At 72.4% G+C, this 20,227-nt stretch carries 14 protein-coding genes and 2 pseudogenes; 5 read left to right on the top strand and 11 right to left on the bottom strand.

The window, feature by feature from the left end; translation table 11 throughout:
• Nucleotides 1-13: 13 nt before the first annotated feature.
• Nucleotides 14-1,228, top strand: a complete 1,215-nt coding sequence (locus tag AB0P17_RS06705; protein WP_365808221.1) for a YihY/virulence factor BrkB family protein — start codon at nt 14-16, stop codon at nt 1,226-1,228.
• Here the strand turns inward: AB0P17_RS06705 and AB0P17_RS06700 are convergent.
• The 4 genes from AB0P17_RS06700 to AB0P17_RS06685 are packed head-to-tail and all read right to left on the bottom strand — an operon-like array spanning nt 1,225 to nt 8,110.
• Entirely contained in the window at nt 1,225-4,800 is a 3,576-nt protein-coding gene (locus tag AB0P17_RS06700; RefSeq protein ID WP_365808219.1) for an SAV_2336 N-terminal domain-related protein, read from the bottom strand. The two genes, AB0P17_RS06705 and AB0P17_RS06700, sit on opposite strands and share 4 nt — an antisense overlap.
• Before the next feature lie 15 nt (nt 4,801-4,815).
• The gene (locus AB0P17_RS06695; RefSeq protein WP_365808218.1) at nt 4,816-5,826 is read right to left on the bottom strand and encodes a MoxR family ATPase; all 1,011 of its coding nucleotides are present in this window, start codon (nt 5,824-5,826) and stop codon (nt 4,816-4,818) included.
• A gap of 35 nt (nt 5,827-5,861) precedes the next feature.
• Nucleotides 5,862-7,691 (bottom strand): trypsin-like peptidase domain-containing protein, encoded by a 1,830-nt coding sequence (locus AB0P17_RS06690; protein ID WP_365808217.1) that lies wholly within the window; start codon nt 7,689-7,691, stop codon nt 5,862-5,864.
• On the bottom strand, nt 7,688-8,110 hold the full coding sequence (locus AB0P17_RS06685) for a CU044_2847 family protein (protein ID WP_365808215.1): 423 nt from the start codon (nt 8,108-8,110) through the stop codon (nt 7,688-7,690). Before AB0P17_RS06685 ends, AB0P17_RS06690 begins: the two co-directional genes overlap by 4 nt.
• Nucleotides 8,111-8,337: 227 nt before the next feature.
• Here AB0P17_RS06685 and AB0P17_RS06680 point away from each other — a divergent pair.
• A pseudogene (locus tag AB0P17_RS06680) lies at nt 8,338-9,047 on the top strand (helix-turn-helix domain-containing protein).
• A gap of 214 nt (nt 9,048-9,261) precedes the next feature.
• Here AB0P17_RS06680 and AB0P17_RS06675 read toward each other — a convergent pair.
• A complete protein-coding gene (locus AB0P17_RS06675) occupies nt 9,262-10,179 on the bottom strand; it encodes a S1 family peptidase (RefSeq protein ID WP_365808213.1) in 918 nt (305 codons plus the stop codon).
• Between the two features lie 652 nt (nt 10,180-10,831).
• Nucleotides 10,832-11,362 carry a CGNR zinc finger domain-containing protein gene (locus AB0P17_RS06670; protein ID WP_365808211.1) on the bottom strand — a complete coding sequence of 177 codons (531 nt, stop codon included), beginning with the start codon at nt 11,360-11,362 and terminating at the stop codon, nt 10,832-10,834.
• Nucleotides 11,363-11,774: 412 nt separating this feature from the next.
• Between AB0P17_RS06670 and AB0P17_RS06665 the strand changes: the two genes are divergently transcribed.
• The gene (locus tag AB0P17_RS06665) at nt 11,775-12,047 is read left to right on the top strand and encodes a YkvA family protein (protein ID WP_365808210.1); all 273 of its coding nucleotides are present in this window, start codon (nt 11,775-11,777) and stop codon (nt 12,045-12,047) included.
• Nucleotides 12,048-12,141: 94 nt separating this feature from the next.
• Complete coding sequence (locus AB0P17_RS06660) at nt 12,142-13,884, top strand: glycoside hydrolase family 13 protein (RefSeq protein WP_365808208.1); 1,743 nt, start codon at nt 12,142-12,144, stop codon at nt 13,882-13,884.
• A gap of 9 nt (nt 13,885-13,893) precedes the next feature.
• Here AB0P17_RS06660 and AB0P17_RS06655 read toward each other — a convergent pair whose 3' ends face one another.
• Nucleotides 13,894-14,889 carry an NAD(P)-dependent alcohol dehydrogenase gene (locus tag AB0P17_RS06655; protein WP_365808206.1) on the bottom strand — a complete coding sequence of 332 codons (996 nt, stop codon included), beginning with the start codon at nt 14,887-14,889 and terminating at the stop codon, nt 13,894-13,896.
• 147 nt (nt 14,890-15,036) lie between these two features.
• Between AB0P17_RS06655 and AB0P17_RS06650 the strand changes: the two genes are divergently transcribed.
• On the top strand, nt 15,037-15,669 hold the full coding sequence (locus AB0P17_RS06650; RefSeq protein WP_365808205.1) for a helix-turn-helix domain-containing protein: 633 nt from the start codon (nt 15,037-15,039) through the stop codon (nt 15,667-15,669).
• Between the two features lie 7 nt (nt 15,670-15,676).
• On the opposite strand, the gene AB0P17_RS06645 is transcribed toward AB0P17_RS06650, so the two are convergent.
• The 4 genes and pseudogenes from AB0P17_RS06645 to AB0P17_RS06630 all read right to left on the bottom strand — a co-directional run bounded on the left by AB0P17_RS06645 (nt 15,677) and on the right by AB0P17_RS06630 (nt 20,097).
• On the bottom strand, nt 15,677-17,152 hold the full coding sequence (locus AB0P17_RS06645) for an RICIN domain-containing protein (protein WP_365808204.1): 1,476 nt from the start codon (nt 17,150-17,152) through the stop codon (nt 15,677-15,679).
• A gap of 1 nt (nt 17,153) precedes the next feature.
• On the bottom strand, nt 17,154-17,897 hold the full coding sequence (locus tag AB0P17_RS06640; protein ID WP_365808463.1) for a glycoside hydrolase family 43 protein: 744 nt from the start codon (nt 17,895-17,897) through the stop codon (nt 17,154-17,156).
• Nucleotides 17,898-17,972: 75 nt separating this feature from the next.
• A pseudogene (locus tag AB0P17_RS06635) lies at nt 17,973-19,070 on the bottom strand (glycoside hydrolase family 43 protein); the annotation flags it as partial.
• Between the two features lie 151 nt (nt 19,071-19,221).
• Nucleotides 19,222-20,097 carry a hypothetical protein gene (locus AB0P17_RS06630; RefSeq protein ID WP_365808202.1) on the bottom strand — a complete coding sequence of 292 codons (876 nt, stop codon included), beginning with the start codon at nt 20,095-20,097 and terminating at the stop codon, nt 19,222-19,224.
• Between the last annotated feature and the right edge of the window lie 130 nt (nt 20,098-20,227).

Genomic DNA, 20,227 nt, shown 5'->3' with positions numbered 1-20,227 from the left:
ATACGGTAAGGAGGTGCAGGCAGCAAAAGAAACACCTGAGCGGCCGACTGGCCGACTTCACCGGGTCCGAGTCCTCTACCGCAACGTATCCAAGCGGAAGATGGCCTGGTTGCTGCTGAAGGACACGGTCAACTCGTGCATCGAATACCGGATCCTCGGGCTCGCGGCCGAGGCGGCGTTCTTCACCCTGCTCTCGCTGCCGCCGCTGCTCCTCGGGCTGATCGGCCTGCTCGGCTACGTGGACGACTGGACCAACTCGACCACGGTCGCCTCCATGGAACGGAACATCCTCAGCGCCTCCGGCACGGTCCTCTCGGCGCGCGGCGTGGACGAGATCGCCAAACCCCTGCTGGCCGACCTCACCCGGGGCGGCCGGCCCGACGTCATCTCCCTCGGCTTCGCGATCGCGCTCTGGTCGGGGTCGAGGGCGGTCAACGTCTTCGTCGACACGATCACGGTCATGTACGGCCTCGACGGGCGGCGCGGCATCGTCGCCACCCGGCTGCTCGCCTTCCTGCTCTACGTGGTGGCGATCGTGATCGGCGCGGTGGTGCTGCCCCTCGCGGTGGTCGGCCCCGACCGGGTGGTCGAACTGATCCCCTGGGGCACGGAGGTCGTCAGCATCCTCTACTGGCCCGTGGTGATCGTCCTCTCCATCGCCTTCCTCACCACGCTCTACCACGTCTCCGTACCGGTCAGATCCCGCTGGATAGAGGACATGCCGGGCGCGCTGGTCGCACTCGGCATGTGGGTCCTGGGCAGCTTCCTGCTCCGGATCTACCTGACGAACGCGGTCGAGGGCCCCACGATCTACGGCTCACTGGCCGCACCCATCGCCGTACTGCTCTGGATAGGAGTCTCCGCGTTCGCGGTGCTGGTGGGGGCGGCGGTCAACGCGGCGATCGACCGGGTCTGGCCGTCGGTCTCCACGGCCGCGGCCCGCGCCGCCAACGAACGGCTGCGCGCGGCGCAGGCGGCGGAACTGGTGGCCCGCGCGGCGGCGGGCACGGACGGCCCCCAGGACGACGACGTGACGGACCCGGACATGCCGTCGGAGTTCCCGGAACGCTGGTCCAAGTTCCTGCCGCCGGACGACGTCAAGTCCCGGGTGACGGCGCGGCTGCACGGGGGGCGGCAGCGGCAGTCGAAGCCGCCGGGCGGGAGCGGAGACGGGAGTGGGGGCGGGAAGGTGAACGGGAACGGGAAGGCGAACGGTACGGGCGGCTAGCGGGGCTCTTCCGGCGGCGGTGTGGTCGGTGGGCTCTCGTCGCTGCCGCCGCCGAACAGCCGGCGCAGCCAGGACGACGACGAACGCGGCTCCTCCGGCGGATATCCGACGGTCTGGTACCAGACAGGCCGTGTGGTGCCGTCCGCCCTTTTCATATCCCGGCGGACGAATCCCTCGGGAGCGCCGCTCCGCTGGTACAGCTCGTCCGGCAGGCCGACCAACATCGAGATCTTTCCGGGCTTCGAGCCGCCCACCGCCACCGGCGCCGGGAAGTCCCGCTCCAGTGCTCTGGCCACGTCTTCCGGCTCTTCCGCTCGGACCAGCACGGTCATCGGGACGGTCGAGGGGAAGAAGAGCGAGGACATGCCGGCCGTGAGGGTTTCGGCGAACGGGCCGGTCAGCCGGTCCAGCACCTCCGGCACGGTGTACGCGGGGTCCGGCGCTACCCGGAGCGCCAACGTGGGAAGGCCCAGTCGCAGCTCGGGATCGACGAAGGTGCCGGACGAGCCGAAGGCTTCCCGGCAGGCTTGCCGGAGCAGCGAAAGGAAGACGGCCTGCGCGGCGGGTCGGCCGTCCGGAGGAACGCTGGACAACTCGGCCCCGCCGATGATGAGGCGGACGGCGCCTCCGGAGGCGGGCGAGGGAGGCGCCGCAACCTGGCGATGGGCCTTCAGCGCAACCCTCCATGCGTGGAGATTGTCGCGCTGTTGCTCGGCCCACGTGCCTTCGACACCGCCCAGAGGTTCTCCGTACCAGAGACTCAGCGCCTCCTCGTAGAGCGCGGCACGGTGCCGGGGGGCTTGGGTTTGTGCCGCCTGTCGGGCCAGCCGCTTGGCGACGGTCAGATCCAGCTCCGTGTCGAGCCGCAGACGGAAGCAGCCATCGGATTCCTCGATGTCGTGCCCGCTCGCGAGCAGTTCACTGATGGTCGCGGAGACCGTGCGGTTCGTCTGTCGGTCAGGACGGCTGTCCAGGGCGAGTTCCAGTTCACGGACGGAGACCTGTTCGCCCTCGGACAGCAGGAGCATGCTGAGCACAACGCGTCCTGCGGCCGTTCCGGGCGTATGGCCCCACCCGTCCTTGAGCGGCCGCAGCGGCCCCAGCACTCCGTACTGCCACGTGGAGACCGGAGAAGCCTCCGAGTCCGGGAGGCCCTCCGCCGCCAGCGCCTCCGCGCCGCGCCGCCGCTCCTCCGGGGCCTTGGCCAGCAGATCGAGGATCGCGTGCTCCAGTGCGGGGGGCAGATCGGGTCGAAGCTCCCCGGGCGACCGGGGCCGCTCGTCGCGGTGGGCGGTGAGTGTCCGCCAGGTGTCCGGGTAGGCGAAGGGCGGTTCACCGGTGGTGAGTTCGTACAGGACACAGCCGAGTGAGTACAGGTCGCTGCGGTGGTCGACCTCGGTGTCGCCGATCTGCTCGGGAGACATGTAGGACGGGGTGCCGACAGTAGTGGCCGTACGGGTCACCTGCGAGGTGCGTGTGGAGTCGAGGCCCGCGTGCGTGGCTCCGAAGCCGCGGATCTTCACCGTGCCGTCGGCCAGCCGCATGATGGTCGCCGGAGTCAGACGCTGGTGCCAGACACCCTGTCGATGTGCGTAGGTGAGCGCGTCGAGCACCTGCTGTCCGATGGAGACGACATCGGGCACCGGCAACCGGCCGTGCTCCGCCAGCAGCTCATTGAGGCCGCGGCCCTCCAGCAGCTCCATCACCAGATAGGAGGAGCCGTCGTCGGCCAGGCCGAAGTCGTGGATCGCCGTGATGCCGGGATGCCGCAGCCCGGCGGCCACCCGTGTCTCACGGTGGAACCGCGCCCGCGACCGGGAGGCGACAGCGCCGAACTCCGCGGTTACGTCGACCCGCTTCACCGCGACCAGGCGGCCCTCGCGCAGGTCGCGCGCCCGCCACACCGCGGTCCCCACGTTGTGTGCGACGACCTCCAGCAGCTCGTACCGCCCGGCCACCACCTCGTTCGCCGGGTCCGGAGCCGGCGGTGGATCCACCGGCTCCGGCGGCTCCGGCCCCCGCAGCAGCCGTACGCTCTCCCGGCTCACCAGCGCGAACGGCTCGCCGTCCGCGCCGCCGCCCAGCAGCGCCCGGAACTCCCCGCGTGCCGAGCCCGCGCGGGACTCGATCTCCGCGCCCACCCGGTCGAGCAGGCCCACCGTACGGGCCAGGCTCGTCCGGGGCAGCGAGTGGAGCAGGACCTCGCGGACGCCCGGGCGGAAGTCGTACGAGCCGGGCGGGCCCGGTACGGAGCGGAGCATGCCGCTCAGGACCACCTCGGCGAGGTGCTGCGGCCGCGGGTGTTCCTCGACGGCCGCCTGGACCAGCCGCATCACCGGCAGGTGCGCCGGGCCCACCGCGAGATGCCCGGCCAGCCGGACCGCCTGCGGGGAGGCGGCCGCGCGGAAGCGCAGCACCAGTTCGGCGGCCGGGACATCCTCGGGGACCAGCCCTTCCGCGGCCCCGCTCTCCCAGGTGTCCGGGAGGGCGCGGGACCTTCCCGCCGGGAGCAGCGCGGCGGCGCCCGGGAACGACGCGCCGCCCGGCGAGGCCACCAGCCCCGCCCAGTGCGTGAGCCACCCCGCCGTCGGCTCCAGTACTGGTACCGGGATGCCGCGCGCCGGACCGTCGTACGGCGCGAAGCGCAGCGCGGTGTTGGGCGCGCCGGGGCCCGGCGCCGTGAACAGGCCCGGCACCGGGGCGAGCGCGGTCTGCTGCCACATCCGTTCCGGCAGCGGCTGGAGCACCGCCACCGGCAGCCGCCGCGCCCAGCCCCGCAGGGTGTCGTACCAGCGCCGCCCCGCCGGTCCCGCCCGCCACTGGGGTCCCATCGCGTCGCTGATGACCAGGGCCAGCGTGCGCCCGGCCGTCCACTGCCGTGGCGGTATGGTGCCGTCCGCCCCGAGCCGGACCAGCTCCACCGTGCGGAACGCGCCCGTCTGTCCGAACGCCATGAACAGATCACGGGCCAGCGGCTGCCACATGGCCATCGTCGGCCCCTCGTCCACCACCAGCCTCAGGTGGAGCCAGCGTTCCCGCGCGGGACGCAGTTCGGGCAGCCACTGGTCCCGGCGGGCGCCGAGCGAGGCGATGCGGTACGCCGTGCCCGCCTCGTCCAGTTCCCTTTCACTCGTCGACGGCACCGTTCTGCGCAGGGGGCGCAGCGCCCGCTGGAGCGCCAGCGGGCGGGAGATCATCGGGGGTGCGGGCGCCAGCACCCCGGATGGCTGCTCCCTCTCCCTCTCCGCCGCCGGGGGCGCGGTGGGGGAGGGGGTGTGCAGTGCGACCGGGCCGTACGGGGCCGGGACGCCGGGCTGCTGGAACGGTGGCAGTGGGAGCGGTGGCGCGCCGACCGCCGTGTCGGCCTCCGGCCATTCGTCCTCGGCCGTGCCGACGGGCGGCCCGGGCAGGGTATGCGGCGCGCCCGGAGGCCGTCCCGGTTCCGGGCGCATCCGCGCGGCCAGCCACAGCAGCTCCGCCAGCTCGCGGCCGGTCGGCGGCTCGCCGCTCGCCGTCGCCAGTACCTCGCGCAGGGCGCCCAGTTCGGGGAACGTCTCGTCGTCAGGGGTCATGGTCGGAAGCCGTCGTCAGAAGTCGTCGTCGGGTTCCGGCGCCCGGTTCAGATAGCGCAGGAGATGGTCCGCCAGTTGTTCGCGCGAGGCCCCGGCCAGCCCCGAAGTCCGCGTCAGGTAGATCGCGTTGAGCAGCTGGTCCGTCGCCAGCTCGCCGCCGCTGCCGCGCTCCAGGAACGTACGGATCAGCTCTCTGCCCGGTGCGTCCAGCTCGCCGAGGTGGGCCCGTACGATCTCCTCCAGATGGGCCGCGACCGGCTGCCTCAGCTCCAGGGTCACACACCGCCGCAGAAACGCCGGCGGGAACTCGCGCTCGCCGTTGCTCGTCAGCACCACGAACGGGAAGGCCCGGCAGCGCACCCGGCCGCGCTCCACCGCCACCAGCCGGTCGGCGTCGGCGGTCAGCACGTGCGCGCCGGGGCGGGTCCTGGCGGCGCGGACCAGTTCGGGGATCTCGTACTGACCCTCCTCCATGACGTTCAGCAGATCGTTGGGCAGGTCCAGATCGCTCTTGTCGATCTCGTCGATCAGCAGCACGCGGGGCCGCTCGTACGGCAGCAGCGCCGTGCCGAGCGGGCCAAGACGGAGATGGTCCTCGATGTGCCCGCCGCCCTCGCCGCCCGGCCCCTGCGGGCCCTGGCCCGCCGCGTAGAGCCGGGAGAGCGGGTCGTACTGGTAGAGCCCGTCGCCCAGCGTGCTCCGGCTGGTGATGTTCCAGCGCAGTACGGGGCCGAGCCGCAACTCCCGCGCCACCGCGTACGGCAGGCTCGACTTGCCGCTGCCGGGCGGTCCCGTCACCAGCAGCGGACGGCGCAAGTACAGGGCCGCGTTGACCAGTTGGACGCTCTCGTCGGTGGTCCGGTACGCCCGTGCCCGGTGCTCGCGGTCCGGCGAGGAGACCTCGTCGTCCGGGGGCGGCTCGACCGCGGGGCCGCCGTCGAAGTCCCGCCACGGCGGCGGCGCGGGCAACCGCAGTACGCCGTCGTGCGGTTGGTCGGCTCCGGTGTAGACCGGCCACAGGGGCATTCGAGGGCTCCAGCTCTGGGGATGGGGATGAACGGTCAGCCGACGGGGGTCCCGCTCAGCCGGGGGACGGCGGGGAACCAGCGGGGATCCTCCCAGACGAACGACAGCTCCGCCGCCCAGTGCGGTTCGGGACCGTCGTGCGCGAACGCCGTCTTGCGCAACGCGAGGATCTGCTCGGGCAGTTCGCCCGGTGGCAGCGCCGCCAACCGCTCGGCCAGCGCGTCCAGGAACTCCTCCCCGCGGCACGCGCCGTCACACTCCGCCCCGCCGGGGCATCCGGTGCGCGGCCAGAGCACGATCGGCGCGGGGGCGTCCAGCACCGCGCCGTGCAACGCCCGGTCGCGGGGCGCCTTCGGCGGTCTGGTCAGCGCCACCGGGCCGGTCACGTCCTGGAGCTGTACGGTCAGCCGCTCGGGTCTGACCGGGCCCGTGCAGGAGATCCGGTGGACGGCCGAGCCGGGCTGCCGGTCGAGTACGTCCCAGATCTTCTTCAGACGGAACTGGAGCCTGCCGCTGGCGCGCCGGTCGTGGTCCATCACCACCACCGGTGCCACACACCCCAGCGGTGTGCTCATCGCCTTGCGCCCCGCCCACCGGTCGACCGGTTTGTTCAGCCAGCCGCGCGGCAGGGCGAAGGCGATCAGCTCCCGGCCCTCCGGGTCGATCTCCGCGAACGCGTCGTCGATCCGGTCGAGGACCCAGGCGCGGACCTCGCGCTCCGCCAGCCGCTCCTCACCGACCAGCCGGCGGCTGCCGTCGCGGTACGCCGAGACCTCCACCAGCAGCGCGTTGCGGCCGGCGCCGCTGCGTCTGATCTCGACCAGGATCGGCGACCAGCGGCGCACGGGCGGGACGACCGGCACCGCGGGCGACGGCGCGGGCACCGGCACCGGGACCGGCACCGCGGGTGGCGGCGCGGGCGGTGCCACCGGGCCCGGCGGGGTGATGGACCACGGCCGTGGCGCGTCGTGCCGGGCCCGGTGGGCGCGGGCCCACTCCCGCAGCTCCCGGCCCAGCGGCTCGTCCCCGACCAGCCCGCCCAGCCGTACCGCCAGTTCGGCGAGGGGCAGCGCGTCGGCGGTGGGCGTCGACTCCGACAGGAGGTACCAGACCGCCTCCCACAGCGAGCGCGGCTCGCCGGGCGGCAGGTCGACGCGGAGCGGTCCCGCCGCGTCGCGCAGCAGCCGGTCCAGCGGGCCCGGTACGGCGGGGGAGCGGGCGACCAGCCTGCGCAGCCCGCGCTTCTCCTCCGCCGGATAGCCGGGCGTGGGGACGAGATCGCCCAGCGGCGCCCAGTGCCGTGCCAGCACCGTCGCCGGGATCATCCGGCTGTTACGGGTCACCGGGTCGTGCGAGACGACCATGCCGGCCACCGTCCCGGTGCCCTCCAGCATCACGGCGGCGCCGCTGAACCCCCGGTCGGTCTGCTGCCCGTACCCCCGGGCGAATTCGAGCTGCGCCCACTCGGAGCCGATCAACTGGCGTGAGGTGACGACCAGTTCGCTCTGGACGCCCTCCTCCCCGTATCCGTGGGGGAAGCCGTACGCCACCAGCTTCGGCGACGGTGAGGCGTGCGGCGCGTCGACCGCCGCGAAGACCGCGGGCGCGATGGCCACCGGGCGTTCCAGCTCCAGCACGGCCAGATCCCCCGGATCGCGGTCGCCGCCGGCCCACGCGCCCCGGGCCACGACGCGGGCGGCGAGCGGGGCGAGCCCGGGGGCGCCGGGGAAGACGGCCTCGGCCCGGTCGTGGTGGCCCAGCACATGGGCGCAGGTCAGCACCGTACGGTCGGAGACGAGGAAACCCGAGCCCTCGACCAGCCCCGCGACATCGATCCGCGCGTGCCAGGCGGGCGAGCGCGTCACCGGCCCGCCGCTCCCGGATCCCCCGCCGCTCCTGGATCCCCGGCCGTCGCCGGTGCCGGATCCCCGGGCGCCGCCGCACCCGGTTCCGCCGCCGGGGCCGGGGCCGCGCCCGGGTTCCAGGACAGCTTCACCGTCAGATGGCCCTCGGTGGCCGTCTTGGCGATCACCGCGCCCGCCTCGGCCATCATCTTCACGCCGAACTCCAGCTCCACCCCGTCCGGCCGGAGCGAGCCGTCCCGGAACACGGTGAGCGCCGACTCGGCCGCCGCGCGGATGCCCTGGAGCGCCGCGTCGAAACTGCGGCCCGCCTGCGTCAGGGAGTTGGCGCGCGACACCGGCCGGGCACCGGGGGCGTCCTGCGCCACCTCGACCGTGACGGTCGCCCCGCTGTCCGTGGTGAATTCCATCAGTGCTGTCATCGGTCGCCCCCGCGATAGACCCCGCGGCATCCCCGTCCGGACACCCCGCAGAGCGACCATTCTGGATCAATGGCCGTCGGCGGGGCGAGGCTTTAGCCTGAATCGTATGTATGAGGAACGGACATCGCGGCTCGACGGTGCGATCGTCTGGACCCGGTCGGCGACGCCGACACCGACGCCGACACCGACGCCGACACCGACGCCGACACCGACGCCGACACCGACGGATACGGATACGGATACGGCGAAGAGTGCCCGGGACTCCGGGGCCGTTCCGTATCCCGTACTCCCCGACGGCTGCATGGATCTGCTGTGGATCGGCGGCAGACTGCTGGTCGCGGGCCCCGACACCCACGCCTACACCCCCGAGGGCGTGTCCGGGCTGCACTGCGCCGGAGTACGTTTCGCGCCCGGGACCGCGCCCGCGCTGCTCGGAGTGCCCGCGCACGAACTGCGTGACCGGCGGGTCGAGCTCGCCGACCTCTGGTCACCGGCGAAGGTGCGCGCCGTCACCGAGCTCACCGCGCGCGTCGCCGCCGCGACCGATCCGGCCACCGCGCTGGAGACGGTGGCGCTGCGGTGCGCCGCCGCGGCCGATCCGCCCGACCCGCTGCTGCGGGCCGTCGTCACCGGGCTGAACGCGGGGCGCCCGGTCGCGGCGGTCGCCGACGCCGTCGGCCTCGGCGCCCGGCAGCTGCACCGCCGCTCCCTGGACGCCTTCGGCTACGGCCCCAAGACCCTCGCCCGGGTGCTGCGGCTCCAACGTGCGCTGGAGCTGGTACGGCGCGGTGTGCCGTACGCCGCCGCCGCGCTCGCCGCGGGCTGTGCCGACCAGGCGCATCTCGCCAGGGAGACACGCGCGCTGGCCGGTCTCACCCTCCGCGCCTACGAGCGCGCCTACGCGGCGTCCGTGAACGGTGGGACCCCGCAGCCGTGACGTGCCCACCGTAGGGGCGCGGTTTCCGGCCGGTCCTGAACCCGCGGAGGCGGTCCCCCGCGGAAACGGATTCGGCGGGCCGCGCAGTGCAGCGCGGCCCGCCGGTCGTGCGCGGAGCGGGTACGGGGCATGGGGGATCCCGTACGGTCATGCGGTGGTGCGGTGGTGCGTCCGTACCGGGGCAACAGGTCGTACCCCGGTACGGAGGGGCGGGTTAGTAGACGCTGACGCCGTAGGCGTTCAGGGCCTCCACGACCGGCTGGAAGAACGTGGTGCCGCCGGAGGTGCAGTTGCCGCTGCCGCCCGAGGTCAGGCCCAGCGCCGTGGTGCCGGCGAAGAGCGCGCCGCCGCTGTCGCCGGGCTCGGCGCAGACGTTGGTCTGGATCATGCCGTAGACGACATCGCCACCGCCGTAGTTGACGGTCGCGTTGAGCGCGGTGACCGTGCCGGAGCGGACCCCGGTGGTGGAGCCGCTGCGGCGCACGCTCTGGCCGACCGTCGGGTTGGCCGCGCTGGTGATGTCCTGGTACGAGCCGTTGTACAGGTAGACCCGGCCGTCGGCCGCCGCCGAGTTGGAGTGGCGGATGATGCCGTAGTCGTTGGTCGGGAAGCTCGTCCCGGTCCGGGTGCCCAGCGAGGCGGTGCCGGCGGAGTTGGTGTACCAGGCGCTGCCGATGTTGGTGCAGTGCCCGGCGGTCAGCGCGTAGTACGTCGAGCCGCTGCGGACGTTGAAGCCGAGGGAGCAGCGGCCGCCGCCGGCGTAGATGGCCTCGCCGCCGGCGATCAGCTTGCTGAACTTGCCCTCGGTGTGCTTGATCGTGACGCCCGCGTCGGTGTCCGCCACGGAGTTCTTGATCTCGGCGATCTCCGCGTCGGAGACCGTGCTGTCGACCGTGACGACGACCTTGCCGGACGCCTTGTCCGTGTACCAGGCCGTGCCGGCGATGTCAGCCGCGCCGATGGCGCTGCTGGCGGCGGCGAGCTGCGCCGCGGAAGGAGCGGGGGCCGGCGCCGGGGCGGCGACGGCACTCGGGGCCGCAAGCGCGACCGCGGTCACCAGACCCGAGGCGACGGCGAGGAGCCGGGCTCGTCTGGACACCGCGCTGAGGGGGGAAAGGCGCTTGATGGACACAACATCCTCCATTGAGTGGGGGAGCTTCGCGGCCCGGTTGGGTTAGCGGACCGCTGGCGTACGACCGTGCACGGCCATTCGGTTTTAGCCGTGAACCTGTCAATCGCACGAGGTGAATCCTTGGGTTCGTTTGCTGGTGAGGCAAGGCCGACTTCTGGACCGGCGGCGCGGGCCTGCCCCGATGCCCCGGAACCCGGTCGCCGGGCGCCTTCCCGGCCGGCCGCGCCGCCCCGCCCGGCCGCCCTGCCGGGCTCCCGCGAATGAGCTACAGCAAAGCCCGTGGCGGCGGGCGGAGTAGCTGGTGACAGACCGTCAGCACCCTTGCTGAGATGGGCAATCGCCTTCAGTCGTCATTCGGCCACGATTTTGCCAAACGATGGGACATCACAAACACACATGGTTCACCGCGGGTGTCGAAGAGATGACGCAACGGTCCCCCGTGATCTCGGTGTTACGGCCGAAACCTTGGAATCTCTGCGCGTAGAACGTCCGTTTGGCGGCGGCGTACCACGAAATGCTCTGATGATGATCATGGCTGAATCTTTTCGATCAGCCGTGAGGGTGGGGCGGAACGGCGCCCGACCGTGCGCGGATTCGGCCGGTGGGGCGCCCTTGCGTTCGCCCGGGACGTGTGCTGCGAGAGAGGTCCGGTTCAGTCCGTGTCCCGTCGCCGGTGCCGGGCCACCGCGTCGTTGTTGGCACACCGCACGGAGCAGTAGGCCCGCCTGCCGTTGCGTGACGTGTCGACGAAGGCCAGGCCGCACCGGGCGCGGGCGCACGTGCCCAGCCGGGAGTGGCCGGCGAAGCAGATCACATGGGCGAGCGCGGCGGCCGTGACGGCGCGGATGTGGGCCACCGGGCCGAGGGCGGGGTCGGCGTAGTGGAGGTGCGGGGCGTGGCCGTCGTGCACGGTGATGTACGGCTTGCTGGCCGCCTCGGCGAGCAGGCCGTTGACGGTCTCGCGGCGCCGCCCCGGATCCTGCGGGCCGAAGCAGGGCGCCAGGCGGTGGCTCCATGCCTCGACCTCGGCCGCCTCCGCGACGGTCAGCGAGCGCCGGGCGGTGCCGCGCGCGGCCAGCAGCGGCTCCAGGCTCGCGGGCGTGAACGGGGTGCCGGTGACCGTGGCGTTGACCAGGTCCATGGCGAGCAGTGCGGCCTCGCCGCCGTAGTGGGTGAACTGCATGGCACCACCGTAGCCATATGTAATGGTTGAACGTAACTAGGTCATGACAGCACGCTGGCCGTATGCGAATACGGTGTGGTGACGGTGGGTGTGATGGCGGCGGGTGCGGTGACGGTGAGTCTCCGGACGAGGACCGGTGCGCGGTGTGCGGCAGGGCGGGCGCGGCGGATGACGCCCGCTGGTCCCTGCTGTCCCGCCATGCGACGTCGCAGGGGGCGGTGGAGTACTGCGCCTGCCGCTGCGGCGGCGTGGTGGTCCTGGTCGAGGGCCGGCTCGCGAAGATCCTTCCCCGGGCGCCCCGGCACGTACGGGTGACCGGGGCCGTTGACGCGGCGCCGGACGGGTATCCGGAGAGTGCGGGGAGAGCGGTACGCCCCGGACACCCACCCGGAGCCCGAAGGGGGAGGATGCCGTGAGCGAACTCCAGATCCTTGTCGCCGTAGCCGTCGTTCTGGTGGCCCTCACCCTGGGCGCCGCGATCGTGCTGGCCGTACGGCTCGTCCGGGCCCGCGGCGCCCTGCGGAAGGCGGGCGTGCCGCTGACGAGGAAGTGGGTGTTCTGGGCGGCCCTCGGCTATCTGGTTCTACCCGTCGACCTGCTGCCCGACCCCGTGTACCTCGACGACATCGGCGTGCTGCTGATGGCGCTGCGCTCGCTGAACTCCGCGGAGGAGAAGCTGCCGTAATACCGGAACCAGGGGCCGTGGTCGGCGCGATGAAGAGATGATCGCACCGCACCACTAGAGTTCCAGCCTGGTTTCATCGGCACGAGAGGTACCAGTGACTCAGCACGTGATCCCGGACGGCAGCGCAGGCAATGGCGGCAACGGCGGCAGTGACGGCAGCGGCCGGGGCGCCGGTTGCGGTGGCCCGCGCGACTGGTGGCGGGAGTCCGTCGTCTACCAGGTCTACGTCCCGAGTTTCGCCGACGCCGACGGTGACGGCATGGGTGACCTCCGCGGGATCACCGACCGCCTCGGCCATGTCGCGGAGCTGGGCGCGGACGCCGTCTGGCTCACGCCGTTCTATCCCTCGCCGCTGGCCGACGGCGGCTACGACGTCGCCGACTACCGGGACGTCGACCCGCGCCACGGCACCCTGGACGACTTCCGCGCGCTGCTGGCACGGGCCCGGTCGCTCCAGCTCCGTACGATCGTCGACATCGTGCCCAATCACTGCTCCGAGCGGCACCCCTGGTTCGTGGAGGCCCTCGCCTCCCCGCCGGGCTCGGCCGCCCGCGACCGGTTCGTCTTCCGGGACGGCGGCGGCCCGGACGGGGCGGAGCCGCCCGCGGACTGGCAGTCCAAGTTCGGCGGCCCGGCCTGGACCCGGGTCCCCGACGGCCAGTGGTACATGCATATCTTCGCCGCCGAACAGCCCGATCTGAACTGGGAGAACCCGGACGTCATCGCCGATTTCGAGCGCACCCTGCGCTTCTGGCTGGACCTCGGTGTCGACGGTTTCCGCATCGATGTGGCGCACGGGCTGCGCAAGGACCTCACCCCGCCGCTGCGCGACACCCGGGGCGGTGACACCGCGCCCCTCAACGCGCCGCCCAGCGGCGAGGACCACCCGTTCTGGGACCGTGACGAGGTCCACGACATCTACCGCGTCTGGCGCAAGATCACCGACTCGTACGCGCCGCCCCGGATCATGGTCGCGGAGGCGGGGGTCAGCGCGGCGAGGCTGCCGCTGTACACCCGGCCCGACGAACTCCACCAGGCGTTCAACTTCTTCCATCTGCGCTGCCCTTGGGGGGCCGAGGCGTTCCGGGACGTCATCGACATGTCCCTCACCGGTGCGGCGTCCGTCGGCTCCCTGCCGACCTGGGTGCTCTCCAACCACGACGTGGTCCGCCACCTCACCCGGTACGCGCTGCCCGAGGGGACCGACCCGCGCGCCTGGCTGATGAGCGAGGGCCCCACGCCCGCGCCGGACGAGGCCCGGGGCCGGCGGCGGGCCCGGGCCGCCGCGCTGCTGACCCTCGCCCTGCCCGGCACGACCTATCTCTACCAGGGCGAGGAACTGGGCCTCCCCGAGGTCGCCGACCTGCCCGCCGAGGCGCTGCGCGACCCGATGTGGGAGCGCACCGGGCACACGGTGAAGGGCCGCGACGGCTGCCGGGTGCCGCTGCCGTGGACGGCGACCGGCTCCTCGTACGGCTTCGGCCCCGGCGGGAGCTGGCTGCCCCAGCCGGACGGCTGGGGCGAGTACGCGGTCGAGGCGCAGACGGGCCGCCCCGGCTCGTTCCTGGAGCTGTACCGTACGGCGCTGTCCCTCCGCCGGGGCTTCCGCGGCGACGAGGACTTCGCGTGGCTGCCCTCCGCCGAGGGCGAGCTGGCCTTCCGGAAGGGTGCGGGGCTGGAGTGCCGGGTGAACTTCTCCGGCGCCCCGCTGCCGCTGCCCGCGGGAGCGGTGCCGCTGCTGTTCAGCGAGGCGCCGGTGACGGACGGGGCGGGCAGGTCACTGCTGGCCCCGGACACAGCCGTCTGGCTGGATGCCCGGGGGCCCGCGGAGGCGTGAGGGGCGCCCTCAGGAGGCGGAGTCCGAGGGCCGGACCACCTGGACGACGTGCTTGCCCCGTACGCCGCCGGCCTCCAGCGCGCGGTGGGCCGCGGCGATCTCCGCGAGCGGGTGCACGGCGGCCACGACCGGTCGTACGGCCCCGCTCTCCACGTAACCGGTCAGGTCGGCGAAGTCCTGGTGCAGGGGGTCGCCGCTGAAGGCCCGGATACGCCGGGAGCCGAAGACGGCGGACCCGAGCAGGTACCCGATCGTGGCCACCGGCCGGCTGGTGTCGAAGGTGATCCCCACCATGCGTCCGCCGGGTGCGAGCAGCCGGCGGTAGGCGGGGAGCTCCCGGCCGACGCAGTCGAGCACGACATCGAACGTGCCCAGCTCGCCCGGCCCGGTGGTCCGGTGGTCGTACGCCTCGTCGGCGCCCAGTTCCCGCACGAAGTCGAGGTTCTTGCCACCGGCGAGCGCGGTGACATGCGCGCCGAACGCCCGCCCGAGCTGGACGGCGACATGGCCGACCCCGCCGCTCGCGCCGCGCACGAGCAGCCGCTCGCCGGGCCGCAGCCGGGCCTTGTCGCGCAGCGCCGTGACCGCGGTCGTGCCGGCGCCGGGCAGCGCGGCGGCCCGCACGAGGTCGGTTCCGGCGGGGGCGAGGGCCACCTGCCGGGGGCGTACGGCCAGGTACTCGGCCGCGCTGCCGATCCGTCCGCGCAGAATCCGGTTGCGCGACAGGGCGCCCCACACCCGGGCGCCCACCGCGGGGCCGGTGAGGCCGGGGCCCAGCGCCGCCACCTCGCCGGCGAAGTCGGCACCGATGCGCCTGGGGAAGTTCCGGCCGCCCAGGGCCGGCACCTTCCCGGCCCGCATCGAGAGTTCGCCGCCGTTCACGCTGGCGCCGTGGACCCGTACCAGCAACTCGCCGGGGCCGGCGACGGGCGCCGGGACCGTGTCCTCGTAGAGGACCTCCGGGGGGCCGTAACGGTCGTACAGTGCCGCGCGCATCTCGCTCAATGCTCTGCCTGTCAGGAGTGGGGTGGACGGAGTGTCAGGGAGTGGGGGACGGAAGCCCCCGGGAGTAAGTGGAAGAGGTCGTTCACTTATCGGTCACGCTAGCACGCTAAATGAACGACCTCTTCCATTTGGGCTAAAGTGAGAGTCATGCCCACCGAACCCTCTCGAATGCTGCGCTCCGACGCGCTCCACAATCGCGAACGCATCCTCGCGGCCGCGCGCGAGACCTTCGCCGAACACGGCCTCGACGTGCCGATGTCCACGATCGCCCGGCGCTCGGGCGTCGGCGCCGCCACCCTCTACCGGCGCTTCCCCACCAAGGAGTCGCTGGTCACCGAGGTCTTCGCGGACCAGCTCTCGGAGTGCGTCGCGGTCGTGGACGAGGCCCTGGCCGACCCCGACCCATGGCGCGGGTTCTGCGCGGTCGTCGAGAAGATCTGCGCCCTGCACGCCGTGGACCGGGGGTTCACCGCCGCGTTCCTCACCGCGTTCCCCGGGGCGTTCGCCTTCGAGCGGGAGCGCGAGCGGGCCGAGGAGGCGTTCGCCGGGCTGGTCCGGCGGGCCCAGGCGGCCGGGCGGCTGCGCCCCGACTTCGCCCTGGCGGACCTCACCCTGATCCTCCTGGCCAACTGCGGTGTCGCCACCGGCGCCGGGGGCGACACCGGCCCGGAGGCGTCCCGGCGGCTCGTCGGCTATCTCCTCCAGGCGTTCCGGGCCGAGGGCGCCGAGCCGCTGCCGCCCCCGGCCCCCCTCGGCCTGGACCGCCTGTACGCGGTCTGACGCGACGTCAGGTACTTCGCTGCCACTGCTGGTTGGTGGCGCCCGTGCAGGTGTGGGTGATGATCCTGGCGGAGTTCTCCACGGACGCGGAGGTCACGTCGAGGCACTCACCGCTCGCGCGGGAGGTCAGCGTGGTGTACCCGCTCGTGTTCACCGCCACGCGCCACTGCTGCTCGGCCGCGCCGCCGCACGCGCGCTGCTGGACGTCGGCCGCCGTCTCCGTCAGGCAGAGCGAGCTGTGCCGGGCCGTCAACTGCGCGTATCCGTCACCGGTGTTCTTGAACCAGAACCGCTGATTGCCGCCGCCGTTGCAGGTGTACTGCGTCAGTCCGACACCGTCGAGCACCGACTGGTTCGGTACGTCGGCGCACTTGCCGCTGTGCCGGGCGGTCAGTGTCTCGTACGGCCCGCCGGAACCGGTCACGGTGCCCGCCGCCGTGTCGATGGTCAGCTCCGGGTACCAGTCCATGGTCAGGGAGGTGCTGGTCGGGAAGGCGAGCGGCAGCCACACGTACCGCGAGTCGTTGACCTTCTGGCCGAACGAGTTGCCCCACCGGTCGCCCAGATAGAGGTACGAGGTGCCCGAGGTGCCCTGGAGCGGCAGGACGTACGCGGTCTGGGAGTTGTACGCCGTCGAGTCGCCCACGTTCCGCATCGCGCTCCACGGCCCGGCGAGCGAGGTCGCGGTGGCGTACTGCTGCTGGTTGGGGTTCCACCCCGTGGCGCCGGAGGTCAGCATGAAGTACACGCCGCCGCGCTTGAAGAGCGCCGGGGCCTCGCGGTGCCCGCCCGGCCAGGGATTGGCGACCAGGCTCTCGACGGCGGTGTAGTCGGAGGTGAGCCGGTAGATCTGGAGGTCGTAGTTCTCCCGGGCGGCCGACACCATGTAGCCGGTGCCGTCGGTGTCCGTGAAGACGGTGATGTCGCGCGACATGTGGGTGCCGAGCGGCCGGAAGCTCCCCTTCCAGGCGTAGTCGCCGTCGACCGTGGCGGACGTGGCCACGGCGGCACGCGCCTGGCTGTAGTCCGTGGCGCTCTCCTTGTGCATCCACATCACGAACCGGCCGGTCGCCGCGTTGTAGACCACCTTCGGCCGCTCGATGTTGGCGGCGGCCAGCTCCGGGTCGGTGGCCTGGGTCAGTACGTGCCTGCGGAATTCCCAGGTCTTCAGGTCGGCGGAGCGGTACGCCGAGACATACCGGAAGGTGTTGTCCGCGTTGCGGTTCTCGCCGAACCAGTAGTACCAGGAACCGACCTTGATGACCCCGCCGCCGTGGGCGTGCACCAACTGCCCGCCGGTGTCGGTGAACTGGCCCCCGTTCGTGACGGAGACGGGGCCCGCCGCGACGCCCCGCTCGGAGGGGCCCACCCCCGTGCCCTGCGCCGAGGGGCCCGCTTCGGCGCCCTGCGCGGCGGTCGCGGGGAGGAGGAACCCCGCCGCCGCGACGCAGAGCGCGAGCAGAACCGTACGTACCCGTCCCATCTCAGACACGCTCCCTCAGTACGGTGAAGTGCCGTGCGAAGCCCGAGAGTCCGGGCAGCTGCCGGATCGGCGTCCAGGTGCGCAGCCCGTCCAGGCTGTCGCTGTAGTAGTACTTCTGCTCCGCGTAGCCGTCGAAGTAGATCCGCCAGCCGCCGTTGTCCAGCCGGACGAGCGCGGGCCCCTCCCGCCAGCTGCCCCAGCCCGCCCAGTCGCCGGTGCCGGTGAACGTGTACGGCCCTTCGAGCCGGTCCGCGACGGCGTGCTCCAGGTACTTCGTCGTCTCCTGCTTGGTGATCGCGTGGTACTTGCCGTCGTGGCGCACGACGAACGTGTCGATGTAGTTCGAGCGGTCGAGCCCCGCCACCGGCTTCGGCGCCGTCCAGTTGAGCAGCGAGCCGTCCGTCGCGCTCAGCAGATGCGGCCGGAACGTGTACGTGTTCGTCGTGTCGAGGGAGACGATGATGTGCGTACGGCCGTCCGTGTCCACGAACCACTCGGGCGCCCAGGTGCGCGCCACCCCGGCCACCGGCAGTGTGTGGCGGGCGTGGAACCGCCAGTTCGTACGGTCCCTGCTGCGGGCGAACCCGATCGTGTTCCCCGTCCAGTCGGTGGTGTGCACGATGTAGTAGTAGCCGTCGGTGTGTCTGATCAGGCTCGGGTCGCGGATCAGCCCCGAGGGCGGGGTGTACGCGGGCCCCTTCAGCAGCGAGTACCCGAGCGCGTCCGCCGACTCGTACACGTACATGTTGGACTCGCTGGAGTTGGTGAACGCCGTCATCGTGTACCGCGTCACCGCCGCGGCGGCGTCCGGGACCGGTCCGTCGGCCACCGGCACCCCGAAGTCCGGGGTGCCGTCCGCCCGCCAGCCCAGCCGCTGGATCCGGGTGTGCCGGTTCGGGTCGTTCAGCGGGTCGCCGTTGATCTCCTTGTACTGCCGGGCGTGGTAGACGAGCACGTCCGTACGCCCGTCCTCGGCGACGGTGAACGAGTTGTGGCCGGGGCCGTACTGTCCGTTCGCCGCACTGCTGGCGAAGACCGGTGCGGGCGATTTCGACCAGGAGGCGGGGTTCATCAGATCGCTGTCCGCGCGGGCGGTGAGCAGCCCCACGCAGTAGTGGTGGTCGGTGGCGCTCGCCGAGTACGAGAGAAAGACCCGGCCGTTCCGCTGGATCACGGCCGGCCCCTCGTTGACCTTGAACCCGACGGTCTCCCAGTCGAACTCCGGTGTGCTGAGCCGGATCTGCGGCCCCTTCAGCGTCCACGGATTCGCCATCGCGGAGAGGAAGAGACCGCTGTTGTTGTCGATCCCGGGCTCCTGCTGCGCCCAGGCGAGATAGCGGGTGCCGCGGTGGGTGAAGGTGGTCGCGTCGAGGGAGAAGGTGTCCCAGGCGGTGGTGATCCGCCCCTTCTCCGTCCACGTGCCCTGGAACGGATCGGCGTGGGCGTTCTCCAGCACCCAGATCCGGATCCGCCACACGTCGTCGGCGCGTCCCGCGGCGAAGTAGATGTACCACTTCCCGTCGATGTGGTGGATCTCCGGAGCCCAGATGTGCGCGCCCATGTCGCCGCTCGTGTGCCGCCGCCAGATCACCGACTCCTGCGCGGTCGACAGGCCGCCCAGGGTGGTGGAGCGGCGCAGGATGATGCGGTCGTACTCGGGAGACGTCGCCGTGAAGTAGTAACGGCCGTCGGTGTGCCGGTGGATGTACGGATCGGCCCGCCGCTCCACCAGCGGATTGCGGTACGCGGGCCCCGGCGGGGACGTACGGTCCCCGCCGGGGCCCGCGGCGAGGTCGGCGGGGCCGTCGGGCGAGGCGGTCACGGCGGCGTGGGCGACGCCGGGCACGGCGGCGAGGGCACCCGCGCCGAGCGCCCCCTTCAGCAGCAAGCGTCGGCTGGGGACATCACTGCGGCTCATGCAGTCTCCCTTTCCGGGACAGAGGGGCGCGTCCGAGATGTCGAACACCATCTGTGATTCCGAACGCCGAAACCGTAGAGGTGCGGTACGGGGAGGTCAACGGGGCGGACGGGACCGACCTCACCCGTCCCGTCCGCCCCTCGGACGCGGCTCAGAGGCCGTAACGGCTCTTCAGGTGACGCCAGAAGTCCCGGTACATCCACTGGTCGAACTCGGTGATCCGGGTGGCGCTGCCCGCCTTCATGAGGAAGCCGCCGACACCGGTCGGCGTCCAGTCGTAGAAGTCGTCGAGGCCGTAGGTGTGCCCGATCTCGTGCTCCAGGATGTGGATGTCCTCCTGGCCGCGCGCGCCGACCATGTACTCACTGCCGATGCGCTGCCCCCAGTCACCGCCCGCGCCGCCCTGGAAGCCCTTGGTCAGCCACAGCGACTGGTCGTAGTGGCGGGCGGCGCCGCCGGGGCACTTGGAGTAGTCGCCGTTCTGGTGGAAGAAACGCCCGCAGTCGGGCGCGCACTGGGGTGCGCCCCCGCCGTCGAGCACATTGGTGTAGATGTCGACGGAGTTGTCGGTCCACTGGAGCGTGGAGCGGTTCTTGACGGCCCAGCCGACGATGTCGACCGGGACCTGCGCGTACGGGAAGCCCTCGAAGCCCGCGACGGTGTCCGTCCACTTCTTCGACTGGCGCTTGAGCGCGGCGTGGATCTCGTCGCGCAGCTGCGCGCTGACCGGCTGGTCGGACTCCCAGCGGACGCAGTAGGCGATCCGGCCCCGGTTGGCCATCACCTGGTCCCAGCCGTAGTTCCGGAAGCCGTACAGGTCGGGGTAGGTGGACTCGACGTGCCGCCAGACCTCGTCCAGCGGCCGGACGAGCTGGGCCGGCGGGTTCCAGGCGGCCGCGGGCACGGCCGCCGCGGGCGCGGCGCCGGTGACGACGGGGACGGCGCCCGCGGGGGTGACGAGGCCGAGAACGGTCAGCGTGCCGATGATCAGGGCGACCACGGCGGTACGCAGTGCGGGTAAGGACATCACGGCTCTTCTCGGGGTGTGGGGGCTGTGGGGGTGGGCGAGCCCTGCGGCCCGCCCACCCCCAGGTGTCCACCGCGCCCCGAAAGGTTGCCGCGCGTTGGCAGGTTCCGCCCATCACGGGGAACGTGGG

Origin of the sequence: Streptomyces sp. NPDC088124, from assembly GCF_040685895.1 — a bacterium.
GTDB lineage: Bacteria > Actinomycetota > Actinomycetes > Streptomycetales > Streptomycetaceae > Streptomyces.
The sequence above is the reverse complement of the archived record's forward strand: the minus strand, read 5'-3'. Positions and strand labels throughout refer to the sequence as shown.